This window comes from Paraburkholderia sp. 22098 (assembly GCF_052045935.1).
GTDB lineage: Bacteria > Pseudomonadota > Gammaproteobacteria > Burkholderiales > Burkholderiaceae > Paraburkholderia > Paraburkholderia caledonica.
In genome coordinates, this window is the sequence record NZ_JBQEPV010000001.1 from 531,831 (window position 1) to 551,134 (window position 19,304).

Consider the following 19,304-nt stretch of genomic DNA (forward strand, 5'->3'; position numbering starts at 1 on the left):
TAAGACCGGTAAACTTGCAGCCGACGCTTATCAAGAATCGGCGCACATGTATTCCCCCATGTTGTCCCATGGTTATCCACAACTTGCATGGGATAACTTAGCTGTACGATTCGCCGCTCTCGCATAGAATGTCGTCTTAACTGCTTTGGCTTGCAAGGCGGTGAATTTTTGAGATAGTCGAATCCGTCTCGTCCTGTTTTGGGCGGGGCTACCCCACACAGGCTACGGGCGTTCCCGGCAAATAAGGCCGGCACCGCACAAAAGCTGTAAATAAACGAATCGAAGATTATGAGCGAAGGCGTATACGGAGAACAGGCAACCGGGCGAGTCACCCACAGTCTCTTGCGACTGAGCACGGCCATGCGAAGCCAGGCTTGGGAGTGGGCGGAGGGCGCGGGTCTCACGCCCACGCAGGGCGAAATCCTGGTTCTGTTGATGCAGCGAAAGGGCCCGATGCGGCTCGGAGAAATCGCGCGTGAAACGGCGTTGACCGCCGCTACCACGAGCGACGCCGTCAGCACGCTTGAAACCAAGGGGCTTGTCGAAAAGCGCCGTGCACTCGACGACGGCCGCGCGCTCGCTGTCCGCCTGACCGCTCGTGGCCGCACAGCCGCCAAGCGCGCTGCGCAGTGGCCGGACTTTCTGGCCAAGGCAGTCGGCACCTTGCGCGACGACGAGCAAGCCATGTTCTACCGCACGTTGCTCAAGACGGTCCATCAACTGGAAGCGCAAGGCCACATTCCGCCCCACCGCATGTGCCTGAGCTGCACGCATTTCGAGCCCAGCAAGAATCCGAAAAAGACGCCGCATCACTGCGCGCTTCTCGATCTGAACATGGCGGACACGGACCTGCGTCTCGATTGCGCGGTGCATGAAACCGCTGACGCCGCTACGCAGAAAAAGACCTGGAAGATCTTCGCCCAATAAGGCGGCTGCTTTCCTGACAATCCGCTACACTGCAAAGCCGGCTCCGGCAGGCGGCCTTCGCCGCCCGCCCAGCCGTTCGGCGCCGCGTAGCGGCAGGTCTCCAGTCAACCGCGAAGTGAGAGGCTGATGAATCAGGAAGTTCTGGCCATTCGCCATGTGTACTTCGAAGATCTGGGCAGTCTCGAACTGGTGCTCGGCGAGCGTGGGCGTCCCGTCCGTTATCTCGACGTCGGCTTTGCGCGCATCGAAGCGCCGAATCCCGTCTCGCCATCGCTGATGGTGGTGCTCGGCGGCCCGATCAGCGCCACCGACGACGCGCTTTATCCCACCCTTGTGCCGCTGCTCTCGATGATCGAAAAACGCATCGAGGCGGGGCTGCCTACACTCGGCATCTGTCTCGGCGCGCAATTGATCGCGCGTGCGCTCGGGGCGCGGGTCTATCCCGCGGGTCATGTCGAGCTTGGCTGGGAGCCGCTCACGCTGACCGATGCCGGACGCGCATCGCCGGTGCGTCATCTCGATGGCGCTCAGACATCCATGCTGCATTGGCATGGCGACACCTTCGATCTGCCCGCCAACGCCACGCGTCTTGCATCCACGAGCGCGTGCGAAAACCAGGCGTTCGCATGGGGCGACCATGTGCTCGCGTTGCAATGTCATCCCGAGATTCGCGCTGACCGTTTCGAGCCCTGGCTGATCGGCAACGCCGGTGAGCTCGTCGGCCATGGCATCGACGCACGCCAGTTGCGCGCGGAGACTGCGCAATTCGGCCCGGCTCTGGAAGCCGCCGCTTGTCGCATGTTCGGCGAATGGCTGGATCAGGTGGAACGTAAGCCCTGAGCGGGAGCAGATCTCGGGATTGAAGCTGGCGCCGCGTTGCCATGTCCGAGCGGTGGCTCGAGCGTCCCGTCTGTCTGACCGCCTGTACACGATCGGCAGTCTCAACGCCGACCGTTATCGACACCTCGTTGCCTGCAGCAAACGACCTGCGGTGCTATGCTCGTTCGCTCTCGGGTTTTAACTGGGCGGTGATCCATGAGCGCGCTATTTTCTCCACTCACGCTGCGTAGCGTGACGCTTCCGAATCGCATCGTAGTGTCGCCGATGTGCCAGTATTCGGCCGAACGCGGCGAGGCTACCGCGTGGCACATGATCCACCTTGGCAGTCTTGCGTTATCCGGTGCCGGCATGTTGTGCATCGAAGCGACGGCCGTGGAGCCGGACGGCCGCATTACGCCGGCGGATCTCGGTCTATGGGACGACGCCACTGAAGCTGCGCTCACGCCGGTGCTCGCCGCGATTCGCAAGCATTCGCATATCAACGTGACAATGCAGCTTTCGCATGCGGGTCGCAAGGCGTCGAGCCAGGCGCCGTGGGAAGGCGGTCAGTTGATTCCCGTATCGCAAGGCGGCTGGTTGCCGCACGCGCCTTCGGCATTGCCGCACAAGGCGGGCGAAGAGCCGCCGCTGGCGCTCGACACACCGGGGCTCAACCGCATTCGTGAAGCCTTTGCCGCATCGGCCCGCCGCGCGGCGCGCCTCGGTATCGACGCATTGGAAGTGCATGCCGCTCACGGCTACCTGTTGCATCAGTTTTTGTCACCGCTTGCGAACCAACGCGACGACGACTACGGCGGTTCGCTTGAAAACCGCATGCGCTTTCCGCTGGAAATCTTCGACATCGTGCGCGCATCGTTTCCCGCCGACAAACCAGTTGGCGTGCGCGTGTCCGCGACGGATTGGGTCGAAGGCGGCTGGTCGCTCGAAGACACGATCGCGTTTGCGCAGGAGTTGAAAAAGCGTGGTTGCGACTGGATCGACGTATCGTCCGGAGGCGTGTCGCCATTGCAGAAGATCCCGCTTGAACCCGGCTATCAGATTCCGTTCGCGAAGGCCGTCAAAAAAGCGACCGGCCTCACGACCATCGGCGTCGGACTCATCACAGATCCGCTTCATGCCGAGCAACTGATCGAAGAGGGCGACGCCGATCTGATCGCGCTGGCCCGTGCGCTGCTGTATAACCCGCGCTGGCCGTGGCACGCCGCGGCGCAACTTGGCGCGACGGTTGAAGCGCCTCCGCAGTACTGGCGCTCACAACCGCGAGAGCAAAAGGCGCTGTTTGGCGAGATTTCGTTTGGACAAAGATGAAGCCGCACATCGCCATGACGCGGGCATAACGCCGGCATTACGAGGCCATCACGAGACCACCGCAAGTGCACGATGCGGCCATACGTTTTTGACGGTTGAACGAAGCCGTCTTGAGCGTGTAGGATGCCGGATGTGGCGCATGAGCGTCGCAAGTCGACGCGGCGCTCGCAGGGCGCCGCGTTTGCTATCAGCGCCAGAAAAAATCAGCGCGTCAGACGCGGGCGTTTTCCGACGGCTGCCGGACTTCATCCCCAGTTCTTCACAAGGATTCATTCAATGAGTTCACGCAGGATCGCCGTGCGTCGTTCAGGTGTGCACGGCAAAGGCGTGTTTGCGCTCGAACCGATCGCGGCCGGCGAGCGGCTAATCGAATACAAGGGCGAGCGGATTTCCTGGAAAGAAGCGTTGCGCCGTCATCCGCATAATCCTGACGAACCGAACCACACGTTCTACTTCGCGCTCGACAGCGGCAAGGTGATCGACGGCAAGGTGAACGGCAACAGCGCGCGCTGGATCAACCACTCGTGCGCGCCGAACTGCGAAGCCGAAGAGATCGACGGTCACGTGTATGTGCACGCACTGCGCGACATTGCCGAGGGTGAGGAGATTTTCTACGACTACGGCCTCGTGATCGACGCGCGTCAGACCAAGAAGCTCAAGAAGGAATACGAATGCCGTTGCGGCTCGCGCAAATGCCGCGGCACGATGCTCGCACCGCCCGAGAAAGAGAAAGGCGCGGCCAAAACAGCCAAGTCTGCTAAATCGGCGAAATCAACGAAAGTGGCGAAGAAGGCCAAAAAGAAGTAGCGCCCGAGTTGCCCGTTCGTCATTCGAATGACGGCGAGGCAACCCGTTCAGCAGACGCACTGCTACATATCGACCGGCGCTGAATGCGCCGGTTTTTTTTCGTGGCGCTGCACGTCGTCTTTCAGGCCGGCCGGAACGGCGGCATGCACGAGCGGAATACGCACGATAAAACGCGCTCCGCCTTCCGATGCGTCCTCGTAATGCACGCTGCCGTGATGTAACGCCATGATGTCGTGAACGATCGCGAGGCCGAGACCGGCGCCGCCGTCAACACCGTTATCGCTCTGGCCGTCGCCGCGAAAGAACCGCTTGAAGAGATCCGCTTGCTGCGTGTGAGGCACGCCCGCCCCGTTGTCTTCGACGACGATTTCGGCCATGCGGACGTCGTCGATCACAGTTTGCGAGACCGTGACCGTGATGCGCCCGCCATCGAAGCGCGACGGCGGCACATACTTCAGCGCGTTATCCAGCAGGTTCGCGATCACTTCGTGAAGCAGAACCGGATTGCCGCGCGCGATCAACGGATGGTCGTTGGTCGGGTCGTCGAGCCGCTGAAAACCGAGGTCGATGTGCGAGGTCAATGCGCGCGGCACCCATTCCGCGCCGGTGTCGAACGCGAGCGCGGCCATATCCACGTTCACAAAGCGTGCAGCCTGCTCGGCCGGTTCGGCGCGCGCCAGAGACAGCAACTGATTCGACAGACGCACCGCGCGGTCGGCAGCAGCACGCAATTCGCGCACCGCTGCGAGCGTTTGCCGGGGATCGCGGGCGGTGGCCGCCTGCTCCGCATGCAGCTTGACGGCGGTGAGCGGCGTGCGCAACTGATGCGCGGCATCGGCGATAAATTTGCGTTGGCCGTCGAGCGCGGTTTTCAGCCGGTCAAGCAACGCGTTCACAGCGCCAGTCAGCGGCCGGATTTCGACGGGCACATAGGTTTCGTCCACGGGTTCTAGCGACGTGTGAGTTTGCCGGTTCAGCGAGTCTGCGAGATCCGTTAGCGGATTGAGCTGCTGATTGACCACTCGCCACACGATCACCCAGCCGGCAAGCAGCAGCAACAGCAGCGGCATCATGATGGCGACGAGGAATTCGGCCGCAATACGAAAACGGTGATGCACCGGCTGCCCGACTTCGACGACGATCGGATTGCCGACCGGCTGATCAACCCGCACTTGCGCAACGCGCACGGTGACGCCCTGGTGCTGGGTTTCGAACACATACGCGTAATGCATGCGCCGAACGCTCGTGCCTTGCAGCGGAAGGCTCTTATCGCCCGCTATTTCGGTTTCGCCATTGCTGATCCGATAGACGAGATGCTCGACCGGATCCGAGAACATGGCCTGCGCGAGCGGCGGAACGGTGATCCGTGCTTCGGGGCCGGCAATCTGGATCTGCTTGGAGATGGCGGTCGCGAGGTCGGCGAGCGAGCGGTCGACCACGTGCTGCGTGTACTGCCACGCGAGCCAGTAGGCGATCAGGCCGCTCATGAGCGCGAGCAGCGAAAGAGGAGCAGCTAGGCGCCGCAGCAGCGTGCGGCGCAGACTATTGGCGGCCGGCTGGGGCATGATCGAACGCGCGGGAAGAGTGCAGGCGCAACGCGCCGTGAAGTTTCGCCGGATGCCGGCGAATCGCGCAAGCAGTGCGCTGCGCCGGCCCGGCGCCGTCGGGCCGCAATCGAATTGCGGCCGTCACGACGATTATGCGGCCTGGCGGATTTCCTGCAACAGATAACCGAAGCCGCGCACCGTGACGATTTCGACACGGCAGTTCTCGAGCTTTTTGCGCACACGGTGCACATAGACCTCGATTGCGGTGTCGCCGAGATCGCCGCCGAAATGCGTGAGGTGGTCTTGCAGTTGCGCCTTGCTGACCACGCGGCCGTGGCGCAGCAGCAGCATTTCGAGCACGGCGAATTCGCGCGGCGACAGTTCGAGCGGCTTGTCGTCGTTGAAAATGCGGCGATCGACGCCCGACAAACGCACGCCGCCCAGCGACACTTCCGGACGCGGCATGTCGCCGTGCGGGCCGCTGCGGCGCATGACTGCGCGAATACGCGCTTCGAGTTCGGTGGGCTCGAACGGCTTTAGCATGTAGTCGTCGGCGCCGGAATTCAGGCCTTGCACACGGTCGTTCAGTTCGTCACGCGCGGTGAGAATGATCACCGGAGTGTGGCGATTGCTCTGACGGAAGCGCGATAGCAGCGTCATACCGTCGATGCCCGGCAAGCCGAGGTCGAGAATCACCAGTTCGTGCCGGTTTTGCGTGAGGGCCTGTTCGGCGAAAATGCCGTCGTGGACCATGTCGACGGTGAAGCCGGCTTGTTCGAGACTGCTTTGGATGCCGCGCGCGATGGGACGGTCATCTTCGATCAGAAGGAGTCGCATGGATTTCGCTCAAGTACAATGGGTTTAGGCGTTTGGCAAGCGGTTCGCCGGGGCGCCTGCTGCACAGATCTGCTACACGGACCGCGCGTGGTGTGGCTGTGCCCAACTGGCGTAACCGGCCACGAAGCAGTTGTCGAGCAGCCTGCTGGCGCACACCGGTAATCGAAGCCATGTCCGAGATCAGCATTCACGAACTGGAAGCCGCGATCAACTTCTGGCGCGCCCGCTCACCTTCGAGCGGAGACGAACTCGTTCTGTGCAAGGAGGCAAGCGCGCTCTCCAAGCCGTATGCGCTCCTGATTGTACAGCGTCAGAACACGCTCACGCGTGATGGTTTGGACGCGTTTGCGCAGCAAGCGTGGGATTCTTACGTGCGCCTTAAGAATAGCCTGTAGAACTGAAGGTTTGAGCCCCGCGTCGCCTGCAAAGCCCTTTCAATACGACGAATTCTTTAATACGCGGTAATACAGTCGATGAAATTCCCTACATGCTAGAACTCGATCACTTCGATCTTGCACTCCTTGACGTACTGCAGCGCTTCGGGCGCGCAACGCATCAGCAACTGGCGGAACAGGTGCCGTTGTCGCCGTCGCAAATCGGACGGCGATTGCAGCGGCTGGAACAGATCGGCGTGGTGGACGGTTATCGGGTGGTGTTGCGGCCGGAGAAACTGGGCCTTGGCGTGACGGCTTTTACGAGCCTGAAGCTGAAGCATCATGGCGATTCGATCATCGAGCAATTCCAGCAGCAGATCGACACCTTGCCCGAAGTGCTCGAATGCCATGCGGTGGTAGGCGACGCCGACTATCTGCTGCGCATCGTCGCGCCCGATCTGAACTATCTGTCCACCTTCGTGATGAAGAAGCTGATGCGCGTGCCGGGCGTCGACAGCGTGCGCTCGAACATCGTACTCACCACGTTCAAGCGCAACGGGCCATTGCCGCTTGGCCACCTTTCGCCGGGAACGGCCGCCGCCTGACGCACACACGGTGGCCGCGCGCGCGGTTTACGCGACTTGCTTCCCCGCGCTGTCCGGGCTCAACAAGTCGACGTACGCGACCGCAACCAGGTCCGATTCCGGAACGCCGAGGCTCGCGAACATCGCGTGCGCTTCGGCCTGACCGTCTTCCTCATTGTCGTCTTGCGCGAGCACTACTTCGAGTTCCACGAAATCGCCAAGACCGTCGACGCGATCCAGATGAATGCGCGTGCGCCCTGCCAGATACACGTGCCGCTCCTTGGTCACGATGCCGCGCGTCGTCAACGCAGTGGCAAGCAGCGCGTGCATGGCTTCGGGATTCGTCACAGGACTACGCGTGTAGTACGACGCCTTGGGCCCATCGCGGTCGTCACGCTGATAGAAGATCAATTCGGCGGGCGTGCCGTCGTCGAACTGGCGCAGCTTGAGGCGCCCGCGCGGTACGTCGTAGAAAAAATCCTGTTGGCGGAAGATTAAAGGCGTGTCCGGCGCGAGTTGCGCCGCGCGTTCGCGCAGTTGCTCGAAATGTTGCGCGCGGGCTTTTATTTCGATGTTGCGTGCCATGTCAGGCTCCTGTCGAAGAATTGAGTGGTCGGCGGCTTGTGCTGCGAGCGGCGTCAAGCTGCCGGGAAGGACAGAGTCGGTTGGAACGAAAGCGGTGAGGGCGGCTGCCAACGGCGTGCGCGCGTGAGAGAACCGTCAATCTAACAAAAACTGCGTGACGCCGCGGTTTAAGCCCGTCATGCTCCGGCGGAATTCGCGCTCATGCTGTCATGAGGACCGCTCATATCGCAGCTGCAAAGCGTTCAGCCGGTCCATTGCTGTTCGATGAGCTTGAGCGCGGCGGCTATCGCCGGCTCGTCCTTGCGTTCGTCGAGCGTGATGAAGCTCAGTTGCGTGGACACGGTAATGCCTTCGACGATGGTCAACGCGTGCGCGTGAGCTTCGGCGATCGCAATTGCGTCGCGCGCGAGCGTCAGGCCCACGCCGGATTTGACGAGATCCAGCATTGACGGCTCCTGATCCACCTCCGCGACCTTCACCGGTTTCACGCCTGCCTCCCCGAAAGCGCGAGACAGCAAGCGGTTATGGGCGGAAGCGGGCGGCGTCCAGATCCACGGAAAGGCGGCGAGCGAGCGCCAGTCGCGCGCGCCTTTCACGCGGTCTCTCCAGCCGGCGGGCGCGAGCACGCGGTACTGGAACTGCGTAAGCGTCAGTGTGTGGAAGGCGGGCCCATCGCGCGCGTCGTCTTCGGAGGGCACGCCAATGTAGTAGCCGACGTCCAGTTCGCCTGCGCGGACCTGATCGAGCACCCAGCCCGACATGCCGTGCCGCAAAGCAGTTTCGATGTGCGGCCACGTCTCCACCAGTTGCTTGAGGAAACCCCCGAGGCGCAGAAATTCGGGGTCGAGAATCGTGCCGATGCGCAAGCGTCCGCGCACTTCCTGGCGCAGCGATTGTGCCGCTCGTTGCACGTCGCCCGCCGCGGCCAGCGCACGTTCGGCGTGTGGCAGAAGCGCCTGGCCGTCGCGGGTCAGCGAGAGTCCGTGCGAGGTCCGCGTGAACAGCATCACGCCTAGCGCCTCCTGCAAATGCTTGATTTGCAGACTAACGGCCGGCTGGGTCAGATGCAGTTGCACCGCAGCACGCGTGAGGTTGCCCTCGCGTGCAACCGTGACGAATGCGCGTAGCAGAGTGAGATCCATCCACTGATATTAACGCCGCTTATGGTCCGGTTGAGCATTACTCATTGGATTTCGCGGGGCGAAGCGCCTTACGCTGGCGTTTGAGCACGCCAGTGTGTTGGCGGAAGAGTCTCAGCAGCCATCTGTGAATGGCCCACCACCGAGAGGACAGAACATGAGCGAGACATATCAGGAAGAAGGTGTCCGCGCGGACGCCGGCACACGCGCGCTGACCCATTTCATCAACGGCAAGGCGGTTGATGGAACGAGCGGCCGTTTCGGCGACGTTTTCAATCCCGCGCTGGGTGACGTTGCGGCACGTGTGCCGCTGGCAAGCGTCGCCGAAGTGGATGCCGCGGTCGCCGCCGCTTACGCCGCGTTTCCTGCCTGGAGCGAGACCGCGCCGATCAAGCGGGCGCGGGTGCTATTCAAGTTCAAGGAATTGCTCGACCGCCATCACGACGAGCTCGCGGAACTGATCACGCGCGAACACGGCAAGGTGTTCTCCGACGCGAAGGGCGAGGTGATGCGCGGCATTGAAGTGGTCGAGTTCGCGTGCGGCATTCCGAATCTGTTGAAGACGGACTTCACGGACCAGATCGGCGGTGGCATCGACAACTGGAACCTGCGTCAACCGCTCGGTGTGGTCGCCGGCATTACGCCATTCAATTTCCCGATGATGGTGCCGTGCTGGATGTTCCCGGTCGCGATAGCTTGCGGCAACACGTTCGTGCTCAAGCCTTCGGAGCGCGATCCGTCGGCGTCGAACCGTCTCGCGGAACTACTGAAGGAAGCCGGCTTGCCGGACGGCGTCTTTAACGTCGTGCACGGCGACAAGGTCGCGGTCGATGCGCTGCTCGTGCATCCCGACGTAAGTGCTGTTTCGTTTGTCGGCTCCACGCCGATCGCCGAGTACATTCACACGGAAGGCACGAAGCACGGCAAGCGCGTGCAGGCATTGGGCGGCGCCAAGAATCACCTGGTCGTCATGCCGGATGCCGATCTCGACCAGGCCGTCGACGCCTTGATCGGTGCCGCATACGGATCGGCTGGCGAGCGCTGCATGGCGATTTCCGTCGCCGTTGCGGTGGGTCATATCGCTGACGAACTGATCGAGCGGCTCACGCCTCGCGTGAAGAGCCTGAAGATTATGAACGGCATGGAATCGGCCGCCGAAATGGGACCGTTGGTGACCGCCGTGCATCGTGAGAAAGTGATCGGCTATATCGAAGCGGGCATCGAGGCGGGCGCGAAGCTCGTGGTCGACGGCCGCGGTCATCGAGTGGACGGTCACGACAAAGGGTTCTTTCTCGGCGGTACGTTGTTCGACGATGTATCGACCGATATGAAGATTTATCGCGAGGAGATTTTTGGACCTGTGCTATGCGTGGTACGCGTGCCGGACTTTGCGTCCGCGGTGGAATTGATCAACGCCAACGAGTTTGCCAACGGCGTGTCGCTCTTTACGTCGGATGGCGGCATTGCGCGCGCCTTCTCGCGGCAGATTCAGATCGGCATGGTCGGCATCAACGTGCCGATTCCCGTGCCGATGGCGTGGCATTCGTTCGGCGGATGGAAGAAGTCATTATTCGGCGATCACCACGCTTACGGCGAGGAAGGCGTGCGGTTCTACACACGCTACAAGAGCATCATGCAGCGCTGGCCTGACAGTATCGCGAAGGGTGCTGAATTCACCATGCCGGTTGCAAAGTAATGAGAGACGTTGGCCTTCGGCAGCGGCGATGCTGTCGCGCCGAAGGCATCGATAAAAACCGGTCCCACATAGGCCGGGAAAAATGATTAGGAGACGGAACAATGAGCAACGCGCAAGCCGCGTCTTCCGGGCGGCGTCTCGAAGGCGAATTCGACTACATCATCGTCGGCGCTGGGACAGCGGGCTGCGTGCTCGCCAATCGCCTGACCGAAGATCCGGATGTGCAAGTGTTGCTGCTCGAAGCGGGTGGCAAAGACGACTATCACTGGATTCATGTGCCGGTCGGGTATCTGTACTGCATCGGCAATCCGCGTACTGACTGGCTCTATAAAACGCAGGCGGAACCGGGCCTGAACGGCCGCGCGCTTTCGTATCCGCGCGGCCGCGTTCTCGGTGGGAGTTCGTCGATCAACGGAATGATCTATATGCGCGGCCAGCGTGAAGATTATGACGAGTGGGCGCGGGTCACGAACGACGCGTCATGGTCGTGGAATTCCGTGCTGCCGGTTTTCAAACGCAGCGAAGATCACTACTCGGGCGAGAGCGAATCGCATGGTGCCGGCGGACCGTGGCGCGTGGAGAAGCAGCGCCTCAAATGGAAGATTCTCGAAGAGTTTTCGAAGGCCGCGCAAGAGACCGGCATTCCTGCCACCGACGACTTCAATCGCGGCGACAACACGGGCGTTGGTTACTTCGACGTCAATCAGAAGCGGGGTATTCGCTGGAATGCTTCCAAAGCATTTTTGCGCCCCGCGATGAAACGCCAAAACCTCACCATCATCACCGGCGCTCACACACAGCGCGTGGTATTCGACGGACGCCGCTGCACGGGCGTCGAATACCGCGGTAACGAAACGGAGTACTTTGCCAAAGCCCGTTGCGAAGTGATATTGAGCTCAGGCGCAGTCAACTCGCCGCAATTGCTGGAGCTCTCCGGCATTGGTAACGGTGCGCGGTTGCAGAACCTTGGTATCGAGGTAGTCAACGATCTGCGCGGTGTCGGCGAAAATCTTCAGGACCATTTGCAATTGCGCATGGCGTATCAGGTCGACGGTGTTCGCACACTCAATACCGCATCCGCGCATTGGTGGGGCAAGCTCATGATCGGCGTGCAGTACGCTCTTTTTCAAAGCGGCCCGATGTCGATGTCACCGTCGCAACTCGGTGCATTCGCGAAGTCGGACCCAGACGATCGCTCGCTCACGCGCCCGGACCTTGAATATCATGTACAGCCTCTTTCGCTGGATCGCTTCGGCGAACCGCTGCATCGGTTCAATGCATTTACGGCGTCGGTGTGCCAGTTGCGGCCCACTTCGCGCGGAAGCATTCATATTGAATCGACAGACGCCGCTGCGCCGCCGTTGATCGCGCCGAACTATCTATCCACCGATTACGATCGTCATGTCGCGTCAAACGCGTTGCGGCTCACGCGTCGCATTGCCGCGGCACCGGCATTGGCCCGTTATCAGCCGCGGGAAATATTGCCGGGCATCGAATATCAAACCGAGGAAGAACTGCAGCGTGCGGCAGGACTTGTCGGCACGACGATCTTCCATCCGGTCGGCACATGCAGAATGGGCACGACCGACGATCCCGGCGCGGTCGTCGACAACAGGCTACGAGTTATCGGTGTCGACGGATTGCGCGTGGTCGACGCATCGGTCATGCCTACCATCACATCGGGCAATACCAACTCGCCAACCTTGATGATCGCCGAGCGCGCGAGCGACATGATCCGCGAGGATCGCCGTGCGCGCGTGGCGGGCAGGCTTGCCGCGCATGCGGGTCAGGCCGTGTCGATGTCCGCTGTGTAACACGTGTGGTGACGAGCGCGGTACGCTTTGCGGGTCTCGCGTTGCCGTGCTTGTGTCGCAGGTTTATCTGCGCGCGCCTGTCTCCAGTTGGAGACGACGGTGCGCAATCGCTCACACGCGTCATCCACTAAGTGCAAATCCCAATGAATGCGCTGCATCATTGGCGCGACAATGGCAGCCATGCTGCGTGTTGCCCCAAGGATTACCGTCCGGATTGGTGCACCACGCCAACGAGCGAGCACGGGGTGCCGCCGTCCAAAAAGTCGCGCAGAGCTTCGCGCGTAAGATCGTAGTGCTTCGCCTTACTCCGTATGGAAGGGAACATGATTCTCGGCGATACGATTCTCGAAACGCGCGGCCTCACTCGTGAGTTCAAAGGCTTCATTGCCGTGAACGGCGTGAACCTGCGCGTGCGCCGTGGCTCGATCCATGCGCTGATCGGCCCCAATGGAGCAGGCAAGACCACCTGCTTCAATCTGCTCACCAAGTTCCTGGAGCCGACAGCGGGCCAGATTGTCTTCAACGGCGAGGACATCACGAATGAGCGGCCGGCGCAGATCGCGCGGCGCGGCATCATCCGCTCCTTTCAGATTTCCGCTGTGTTCCCGCATCTGACGGCATTGCAGAATGTGCGCATCGGGTTGCAGCGTTCGCTCGGCACCGCGTTCCATTTCTGGAAGAGCGAGCGCACGCTGCGCCAGCTCGACGACCGCGCAATGGACCTGCTTACGCAGGTCGGCCTGACTGATTTCGCCGACGTGTTGACCGTCGAACTCTCATACGGCCGTAAGCGCGCGCTGGAAATTGCCACCACGCTCGCGATGGAGCCTGAGCTGATGCTGCTCGACGAGCCGACGCAAGGCATGGGTCATGAAGACGTCGATCGCGTCACGGCGCTGATCAAAAAAGTATCGAGCGGCCGCACGATTCTGATGGTCGAGCACAACATGAATGTGATCGCAGGCATCTCCGACACCATCACTGTTCTGCAACGCGGTGAAGTGCTCGCCGAAGGCAGTTATGCAGAAGTGTCGAAGAATCCGCTCGTGATGCAAGCCTATATGGGCAGTGCCGACGCGGCGCTCGCCGGAGCCCACGCATGAATACAATTGCCGAGCGCGAAAGCCTCGAAGTGAGCGGCACCGCAGCGGGTGCGCCCGCGCTGGAGATCGCGGGTCTGCAGGCGTGGTACGGAGAGTCCCATATTCTGCACGGCGTCGATCTGACGGTGGACCGCGGCGAGGTTGTCACGCTGCTTGGCCGCAACGGCGCGGGGCGCACCACGACATTGCGCGCGATCATGGGCCTGACCGGACGGCGCACGGGTTCGATACGCATCGGCGGACGTGAAACGATCAACCTGCCCACGCATCGCATCGCGCATTGCGGCATTGGCTATTGCCCCGAAGAGCGCGGGATTTTTTCGAGCCTCTCGTGCGAAGAAAATCTGCTGCTGCCGCCGCCCGTTGGCGACAAGGCGCACATGATGTCGCTCGAAGAAATCTATTCGATGTTCCCGAACTTGCAGGAGCGCCGGATGAGCCAGGGCACGCGGCTCTCCGGCGGCGAACAGCAGATGCTCGCTGTCGCGCGTATCTTGCGCACCGGCGCGAGTCTGCTTCTGCTCGACGAAATCTCGGAAGGACTGGCGCCTGTCATCGTGCAGGCGCTCGCGCGCATGATCGTGACCCTCAAGGCGCGCGGCTACACGATCGTCATGGTCGAACAGAATTTCCGCTTTGCCGCGCCGCTTGCCGACCGCTTCTATGTGATGGAGCACGGTGCGATCGTCGAGCACTTCGGGGCAAGCGAACTCGAAAGCAAGATGCCGACACTGCACGATCTACTGGGCGTATAGACAGCGCGCGCCCGATTGCCTCTGATAACCACAAGCGATGAACCAGGAGACAGGAATGAAAAAGAACCCACTCGCGCGGCTTGCTTCAGTTTGTTTCGCGGTCGCCGCCGGCGCCGCCATCACGATGAGCAGCGCGCAAGCGGCTGACGATGCGGTAAAGATCGGCTTCATCACGGATATGTCGGGGTTGTATGCGGATATCGACGGTCAGGGTGGCCTTGAAGCCATTCGCATGGCCGTCGCGGACTTCGGCGGCAAGGTGAACGGCAAGCCGATCACGGTGCTGTACGCGGATCACCAGAACAAGGCCGATATCGCCGCTTCGCGTGCACGCGAATGGTTCGATCGCGAAGGTCTCGATCTGCTGGTCGGCGGCACGAACTCGGCAACGGGTCTTTCGATGAACACCGTCGCCGGCGAGAAGCACAAGGTCTACATCAGCATCGGGGCGGGCGCCGACACGCTGACCAACGAGCAATGCACGCCGTACACGATTCACTATGCGTACGACACCACAGCGCTCGCGAAGGGCACGGGCTCCGCAGTAGTGAAGCAGGGCGGCAAGACGTGGTACTTCCTGACCGCCGACTACGCATTCGGCAAGGCGCTCGAAAAGAACACGTCGGACGTCGTGAAGGCGAGCGGCGGGCAGGTGCTGGGCACGGTGCGTCATCCATTGTCGGCGTCGGACTTCTCGTCGTTCCTGCTGCAGGCGCAGTCGTCGAAGGCGCAGGTTCTCGGTCTCGCCAATGCGGGCGGCGACACGATCAACTCGATCAAGGCCGCGAAAGAATTCGGCATTACGAAGAGCATGAAGCTCGCTGCGTTGCTGATGTTCATCAACGACGTGCATAGCCTTGGTCTCGAAACCACGCAAGGCCTTGTGCTGACGGATAGCTGGTACTGGAACAAGGACGCGAACACGCGCAAGTGGGCACAGCGCTACTTCGACAAAATGCGCAAGATGCCGTCCAGTCTGCAAGCCGCCGACTACTCGGCGACGATGAATTATCTGAAGGCCGTGCAGGCAGTCGGTTCGACGGACGCCGACAAGGTCATGGCACAGCTGAAAAAGACCAAGATCGACGACTTCTACGCGAAGGGCTACATCCGTCAGGACGGCAGCATGATCCACGACATGTACCTGATGCAGGTGAAGACGCCGGCAGAGTCGAAAGAGCCGTGGGACTACTACAAGATCACCGCGACGATTCCCGGCGAGCAGGCGTTCACGACGAAGTCGGAAACCCGCTGCGCACTGTGGAAATAAACGCGGGTTGAAGAGCTGACTGACGGCTGGCTGTCCGCGCGCGGGCGGGCAGCCGTCCGTTCCGGTTCTTTTCATATGCCGTGCGCGGCGGGCGTCATGAGCGCTTGTCGCGTGCCGGCCGGATCGTGCACAACCGATCTCACCCTGACGATGGGTTAAGGCTTCAATGGACATCTTTGGCATTCCGCTTCCCGCGATGTTGAGCCAGTTGCTGCTCGGGCTCGTGAACGGCTCGTTCTACGCGATTCTGAGTCTTGGTCTTGCGGTGATCTTCGGCTTGCTGAACGTGATCAACTTCGCGCACGGCGCGTTGTTCATGCTCGGCGCGATGCTCGCGTGGATGGGCTTCTCATACTTCGGCGTGCCGTATTGGGCGATGCTCGTGCTCGCACCGCTGATCGTCGGCCTGTTCGGCGTCGCAATCGAACGCTCGATGCTGCGTTGGCTTTACAAGCTCGATCATCTGTATGGACTGTTGCTTACGTTCGGGCTCACGCTCGTCGTCGAGGGCGTGTTCCGTTCTATCTATGGTTCGTCGGGCCAGCCCTACGACGTGCCGTCCGCGCTTTCGGGCGCGACCAATCTCGGCTTCATGTTCCTGCCGAACTATCGCGCGTGGGTGGTGGTGGCCTCGCTGATTGTTTGCTTCGCGACGTGGTTCGTGATCGAGAAGACGCGACTGGGCGCCTATCTGCGCGCCGGGACTGAAAACCCCAAGCTGGTCGAGGCGTTCGGCATCAACGTCCCGCTGATGATCACGCTCACTTACGGCTTCGGCGTGGCGCTCGCCGCGTTCGCCGGCGTACTGGCCGCGCCGGTTATCCAGGTTTCGCCGCTGATGGGCCAACCGATGATCATTACCGTGTTCGCGGTAGTGGTGATCGGCGGAATGGGTTCGATCATGGGTTCGATTCTCACCGGACTGATGCTCGGCGTAATCGAAGGGCTGACTCGCGTGTTCTATCCGGAAGCGTCGGCGACCGTCGTGTTCGTCATCATGGCGCTCGTGTTGCTCGTGCGTCCGGCGGGTCTCTTCGGCAAGGAAAAATGATGCAGAGAAAAGTACTCTACGGTTTGCTGCTGCTGGTGCTGCTCGCGGTGCCCGTGCTCGGCATCTATCCGCTTTTTGTAATGAAGGTGATGTGCTTTGCGCTTTTCGCGGCCGCGTTCAATCTGTTGATTGGCTACACCGGCTTGCTCTCGTTCGGGCACGCCATGTTTCTAGCCTCGGCCGGCTACATCACGGGCTATGCGATGCAGACGCTCGGCTTCTCGCCCGAGCTCGGTGTGCTTGCCGGCACGGCGTCGGCGACACTGCTCGGCTTCATCGTCGGCATCTTCGCGATCCGGCGTCAAGGCATCTATTTCGCGATGGTGACGCTCGCACTCGCGCAGATGGTCTACTTCGTGTTCCTGCAAGCGCCGTTCACACATGGCGAAGACGGCCTGCAAGGCGTGCCGCGCGGCAAGCTCTTTGGCGTGCTGGATCTTTCGTCGGATGTGGCGTTGTACTTCGTGGTGCTGGCGGTGATGGTGCTCGCCTTCCTGCTGATCGTGCGGATCGTGCATTCGCCGTTCGGTCAGGTGCTGGTCGCAATCAAGGAGAACGAGCCGCGCGCGGTGTCGCTTGGCTACGATACGGATCGCTTCAAGTTGCTGGCGTTCATTCTGTCGGCCGGACTCGCGGGACTCGCGGGCTCGCTGAAGGTGGTGGTGCAAGGCTTCGAGACTTTGAGCGACGCTTACTGGACCATGTCCGGCCTCGTGGTGCTGATGACGCTTGTCGGCGGAATGGGCACGTTGTTCGGACCGCTGCTCGGCGCGGCACTGATCGTCGCACTCGAGGATCGGCTCGGCGATATTGGGGGCGCGCTAGCTTCGACAACAGGCATCGAGTGGTTCCGTTCGCTGGGTGAGTCTGTAACGATCGTGACGGGCGTGATCTTTATTGCGTGCGTGCTCGCATTCAGGCGCGGGATTGTCGGCGAAATCATCGCGCGTGTGCGGCCACTGCGCGCGTGAGAAAGCGGTCACACGAATAACTGCTTCGGCGTCCGATCTAATTTCGCTGCTATGCAGTATGACGTCCGCAGACCGCTTGAGCCCTTATTTTTACGTATCGCGCCGCATCACCGGTTAAACTTGCCCCAATTCAGTGCCGCAGTGCACCACTAGGGTAATTGCTAGTTGTGGCACATGGGGTGCTCGTTTAACCTTCATGCAGTTCTGATGCACCACGAATTTGCAGGTGGAGAACGAGGAGACATGAGGCACTAAGTGCCCACACGAAAGCGCTGTTGGATTGATATCCAACAGCGCTTTTTATTTTGATTTTCTGAATTGCCTCGTTCAATTCCTTCGCTAAATCGGTGACGAATTTTATGTCTCCGATAACTGCTCAATTCCCACGCGGCCACTCTGCAAAGTGCTTGCCGCGTGCGGCTCGGGTCCGCTACACTCCTTATTCACCGACCGCTGGGTCGGGATTTAAATCGCGAATTTAATCTGAATTGTTTTAACGGGGCATAGAGGAGCGGGATGAAGTCGGCATTGCGTTGGATCAGTGCGGCATTGGTCGCCACGGGCATTTCGGCTGCATGGAGCAGCCATGCATTTGCAGATGTGAAAATCGGCGTCACCGTGTCGGCAACGGGCCCGGCCGCATCGCTAGGCATTCCGGAGAAGAACACCGTCGCGCTGCTTCCAAAGGAAGTGGCCGGTCAAAAAATCGAATACATCGTGCTGGACGACGCGACTGATTCGACTCAGGCCGTCAAAAACGCCCGCAAGCTCACGAGCGAAGACCATGTCGACGCGCTGATCGGCTCAACCGTTGTGCCGAATTCGCTTGCCATGATAGACGTCGCCGCTGAGAGCACGACGCCCGTAATCTCGCTCGCGGCTGCGGCCAGCATTGTCGAGCCGATGGATGCCAAGCGCGCGTGGGTGTTCAAGACGCCGCAAAACGACATTCTCATGGCTACCGCCATCGCACAGCACATGTCCAACCATGGCGTGAAGACGGTGGCGTTCATCGGCTTCTCCGACGGTTACGGTGAAAGCTGGTTCAAGGAGTTCAGCAAGGCCGCGGATCTGGCAAAGATCAAGGTTGTCGCGAACGAGCGCTTTGCACGTAACGACGCTTCCGTCACGGGTCAGGTGTTGAAGATCGTGTCGCAGAACCCGGACGCGGTGTTGATCGCCGGCGCGGGTACGCCTGCCGCGTTGCCGCAGAAAACGCTCCGCGAACGCGGCTACAAGGGCAAGTACTATCAGACGCACGGCGTCGCGAATAACGATTTTCTGCGCGTGTGCGGCAGGGATTGCGAGGGCACCTATCTGCCCGCCGGCCCGCTGCTCGTTGCTGAGCAACTGCCCGATTCGAATCCGGTGAAGAAGAGCGCGCTCGCCTATAAGCGGGCGTATGAAGCCGCCTATGGCGCCGGCTCCGTCTCCACCTTCGGCGGTCACGCATGGGACGCTGGCCTGCTGCTGCAACGCGCTATTCCGCTCGCCCTGAAGAAAGGCCAGCCCGGTACGCCGGCGTTCCGCGAGGCGCTGCGCGCAGCGCTCGAAGGAACCAAAGAGCTGCCGGCGTCGCACGGTATCTTCAACATGAGCGCGAACGACCATGCCGGTCTCGATCAGCGGGCGCGCGTCATGGTGGAGATTGTCGGCGGCAAGTGGAAGTTGTCCGGCGACTGAGCGAAGGCAAAGC

The 19,304-nt window shown here is 61.1% G+C and carries 18 protein-coding genes; 14 read left to right on the forward strand and 4 right to left on the reverse strand.

Annotation, left to right across the window (positions count from 1 at the left end):
- The first annotated feature begins 288 nt into the window (after positions 1-288).
- The 4 genes from ACTJLB_RS02395 (at position 289) to ACTJLB_RS02410 (ending at position 3,882) form a co-directional block, all read left to right on the forward strand.
- A complete protein-coding gene (locus ACTJLB_RS02395) occupies positions 289-927 on the forward strand; it encodes a MarR family winged helix-turn-helix transcriptional regulator (protein ID WP_027776893.1) in 639 nt (212 codons plus the stop codon).
- Positions 928-1,053: 126 nt separating this feature from the next.
- On the forward strand, positions 1,054-1,767 hold the full coding sequence (locus ACTJLB_RS02400) for a glutamine amidotransferase (RefSeq protein ID WP_088176207.1): 714 nt from the start codon (positions 1,054-1,056) through the stop codon (positions 1,765-1,767).
- A gap of 195 nt (positions 1,768-1,962) precedes the next feature.
- Complete coding sequence (locus ACTJLB_RS02405) at positions 1,963-3,075, forward strand: NADH:flavin oxidoreductase/NADH oxidase (protein ID WP_027776895.1); 1,113 nt, start codon at positions 1,963-1,965, stop codon at positions 3,073-3,075.
- 276 nt (positions 3,076-3,351) lie between these two features.
- Positions 3,352-3,882, forward strand: a complete 531-nt coding sequence (locus tag ACTJLB_RS02410; RefSeq protein ID WP_027804522.1) for an SET domain-containing protein — start codon at positions 3,352-3,354, stop codon at positions 3,880-3,882.
- Between the two features lie 62 nt (positions 3,883-3,944).
- Here the strand turns inward: ACTJLB_RS02410 and ACTJLB_RS02415 are convergent, their stop codons facing one another.
- The gene (locus ACTJLB_RS02415; protein WP_440782353.1) at positions 3,945-5,447 is read right to left on the reverse strand and encodes a sensor histidine kinase; all 1,503 of its coding nucleotides are present in this window, start codon (positions 5,445-5,447) and stop codon (positions 3,945-3,947) included.
- A 132-nt stretch (positions 5,448-5,579) separates the two neighbouring features.
- Positions 5,580-6,266: a response regulator gene (locus tag ACTJLB_RS02420; protein ID WP_013590077.1), complete on the reverse strand. Its 687-nt coding sequence runs from the start codon at positions 6,264-6,266 to the stop codon at positions 5,580-5,582.
- Positions 6,267-6,436: 170 nt separating this feature from the next.
- On the opposite strand from ACTJLB_RS02420, the gene ACTJLB_RS02425 reads away from it, so the two are divergent.
- Positions 6,437-6,661, forward strand: coding sequence for a DUF3717 domain-containing protein (locus ACTJLB_RS02425; protein ID WP_020067401.1), 225 nt, complete (start codon positions 6,437-6,439; stop codon positions 6,659-6,661).
- A gap of 92 nt (positions 6,662-6,753) precedes the next feature.
- Positions 6,754-7,245, forward strand: a complete 492-nt coding sequence (locus ACTJLB_RS02430) for an Lrp/AsnC family transcriptional regulator (RefSeq protein ID WP_020067402.1) — start codon at positions 6,754-6,756, stop codon at positions 7,243-7,245.
- A 27-nt stretch (positions 7,246-7,272) separates the two neighbouring features.
- Here ACTJLB_RS02430 and ACTJLB_RS02435 read toward each other — a convergent pair whose 3' ends face one another.
- Positions 7,273-7,809: a class IV adenylate cyclase gene (locus ACTJLB_RS02435; RefSeq protein WP_440782354.1), complete on the reverse strand. Its 537-nt coding sequence runs from the start codon at positions 7,807-7,809 to the stop codon at positions 7,273-7,275.
- A gap of 242 nt (positions 7,810-8,051) precedes the next feature.
- Positions 8,052-8,951 carry a LysR family transcriptional regulator gene (locus ACTJLB_RS02440; RefSeq protein WP_440782355.1) on the reverse strand — a complete coding sequence of 300 codons (900 nt, stop codon included), beginning with the start codon at positions 8,949-8,951 and terminating at the stop codon, positions 8,052-8,054.
- 154 nt (positions 8,952-9,105) lie between these two features.
- Here ACTJLB_RS02440 and ACTJLB_RS02445 point away from each other — a divergent pair, with 154 nt between their 5' ends.
- From ACTJLB_RS02445 to ACTJLB_RS02480, 8 genes are all read left to right on the forward strand, one after another.
- Positions 9,106-10,644: a CoA-acylating methylmalonate-semialdehyde dehydrogenase gene (locus tag ACTJLB_RS02445; RefSeq protein ID WP_440782356.1), complete on the forward strand. Its 1,539-nt coding sequence runs from the start codon at positions 9,106-9,108 to the stop codon at positions 10,642-10,644.
- Between the two features lie 101 nt (positions 10,645-10,745).
- On the forward strand, positions 10,746-12,458 hold the full coding sequence (locus tag ACTJLB_RS02450; protein ID WP_440782357.1) for a GMC family oxidoreductase: 1,713 nt from the start codon (positions 10,746-10,748) through the stop codon (positions 12,456-12,458).
- A gap of 323 nt (positions 12,459-12,781) precedes the next feature.
- Complete coding sequence (locus ACTJLB_RS02455; RefSeq protein WP_020067407.1) at positions 12,782-13,561, forward strand: ABC transporter ATP-binding protein; 780 nt, start codon at positions 12,782-12,784, stop codon at positions 13,559-13,561.
- Entirely contained in the window at positions 13,558-14,316 is a 759-nt protein-coding gene (locus ACTJLB_RS02460) for an ABC transporter ATP-binding protein (protein WP_087752410.1), read from the forward strand. The genes ACTJLB_RS02455 and ACTJLB_RS02460 overlap by 4 nt, the downstream gene beginning before the upstream one ends.
- A 55-nt stretch (positions 14,317-14,371) precedes the next feature.
- Positions 14,372-15,586 carry an ABC transporter substrate-binding protein gene (locus tag ACTJLB_RS02465; protein ID WP_214878014.1) on the forward strand — a complete coding sequence of 405 codons (1,215 nt, stop codon included), beginning with the start codon at positions 14,372-14,374 and terminating at the stop codon, positions 15,584-15,586.
- A 166-nt stretch (positions 15,587-15,752) separates the two neighbouring features.
- Positions 15,753-16,637: a branched-chain amino acid ABC transporter permease gene (locus ACTJLB_RS02470; protein WP_020067410.1), complete on the forward strand. Its 885-nt coding sequence runs from the start codon at positions 15,753-15,755 to the stop codon at positions 16,635-16,637.
- Positions 16,637-17,608 (forward strand): branched-chain amino acid ABC transporter permease, encoded by a 972-nt coding sequence (locus tag ACTJLB_RS02475; RefSeq protein WP_440782358.1) that lies wholly within the window; start codon positions 16,637-16,639, stop codon positions 17,606-17,608. Before ACTJLB_RS02470 ends, ACTJLB_RS02475 begins: the two co-directional genes overlap by 1 nt.
- 516 nt (positions 17,609-18,124) lie before the next feature.
- Positions 18,125-19,291: an ABC transporter substrate-binding protein gene (locus tag ACTJLB_RS02480; protein WP_440782359.1), complete on the forward strand. Its 1,167-nt coding sequence runs from the start codon at positions 18,125-18,127 to the stop codon at positions 19,289-19,291.
- The last annotated feature ends 13 nt before the right edge of the window (positions 19,292-19,304 follow it).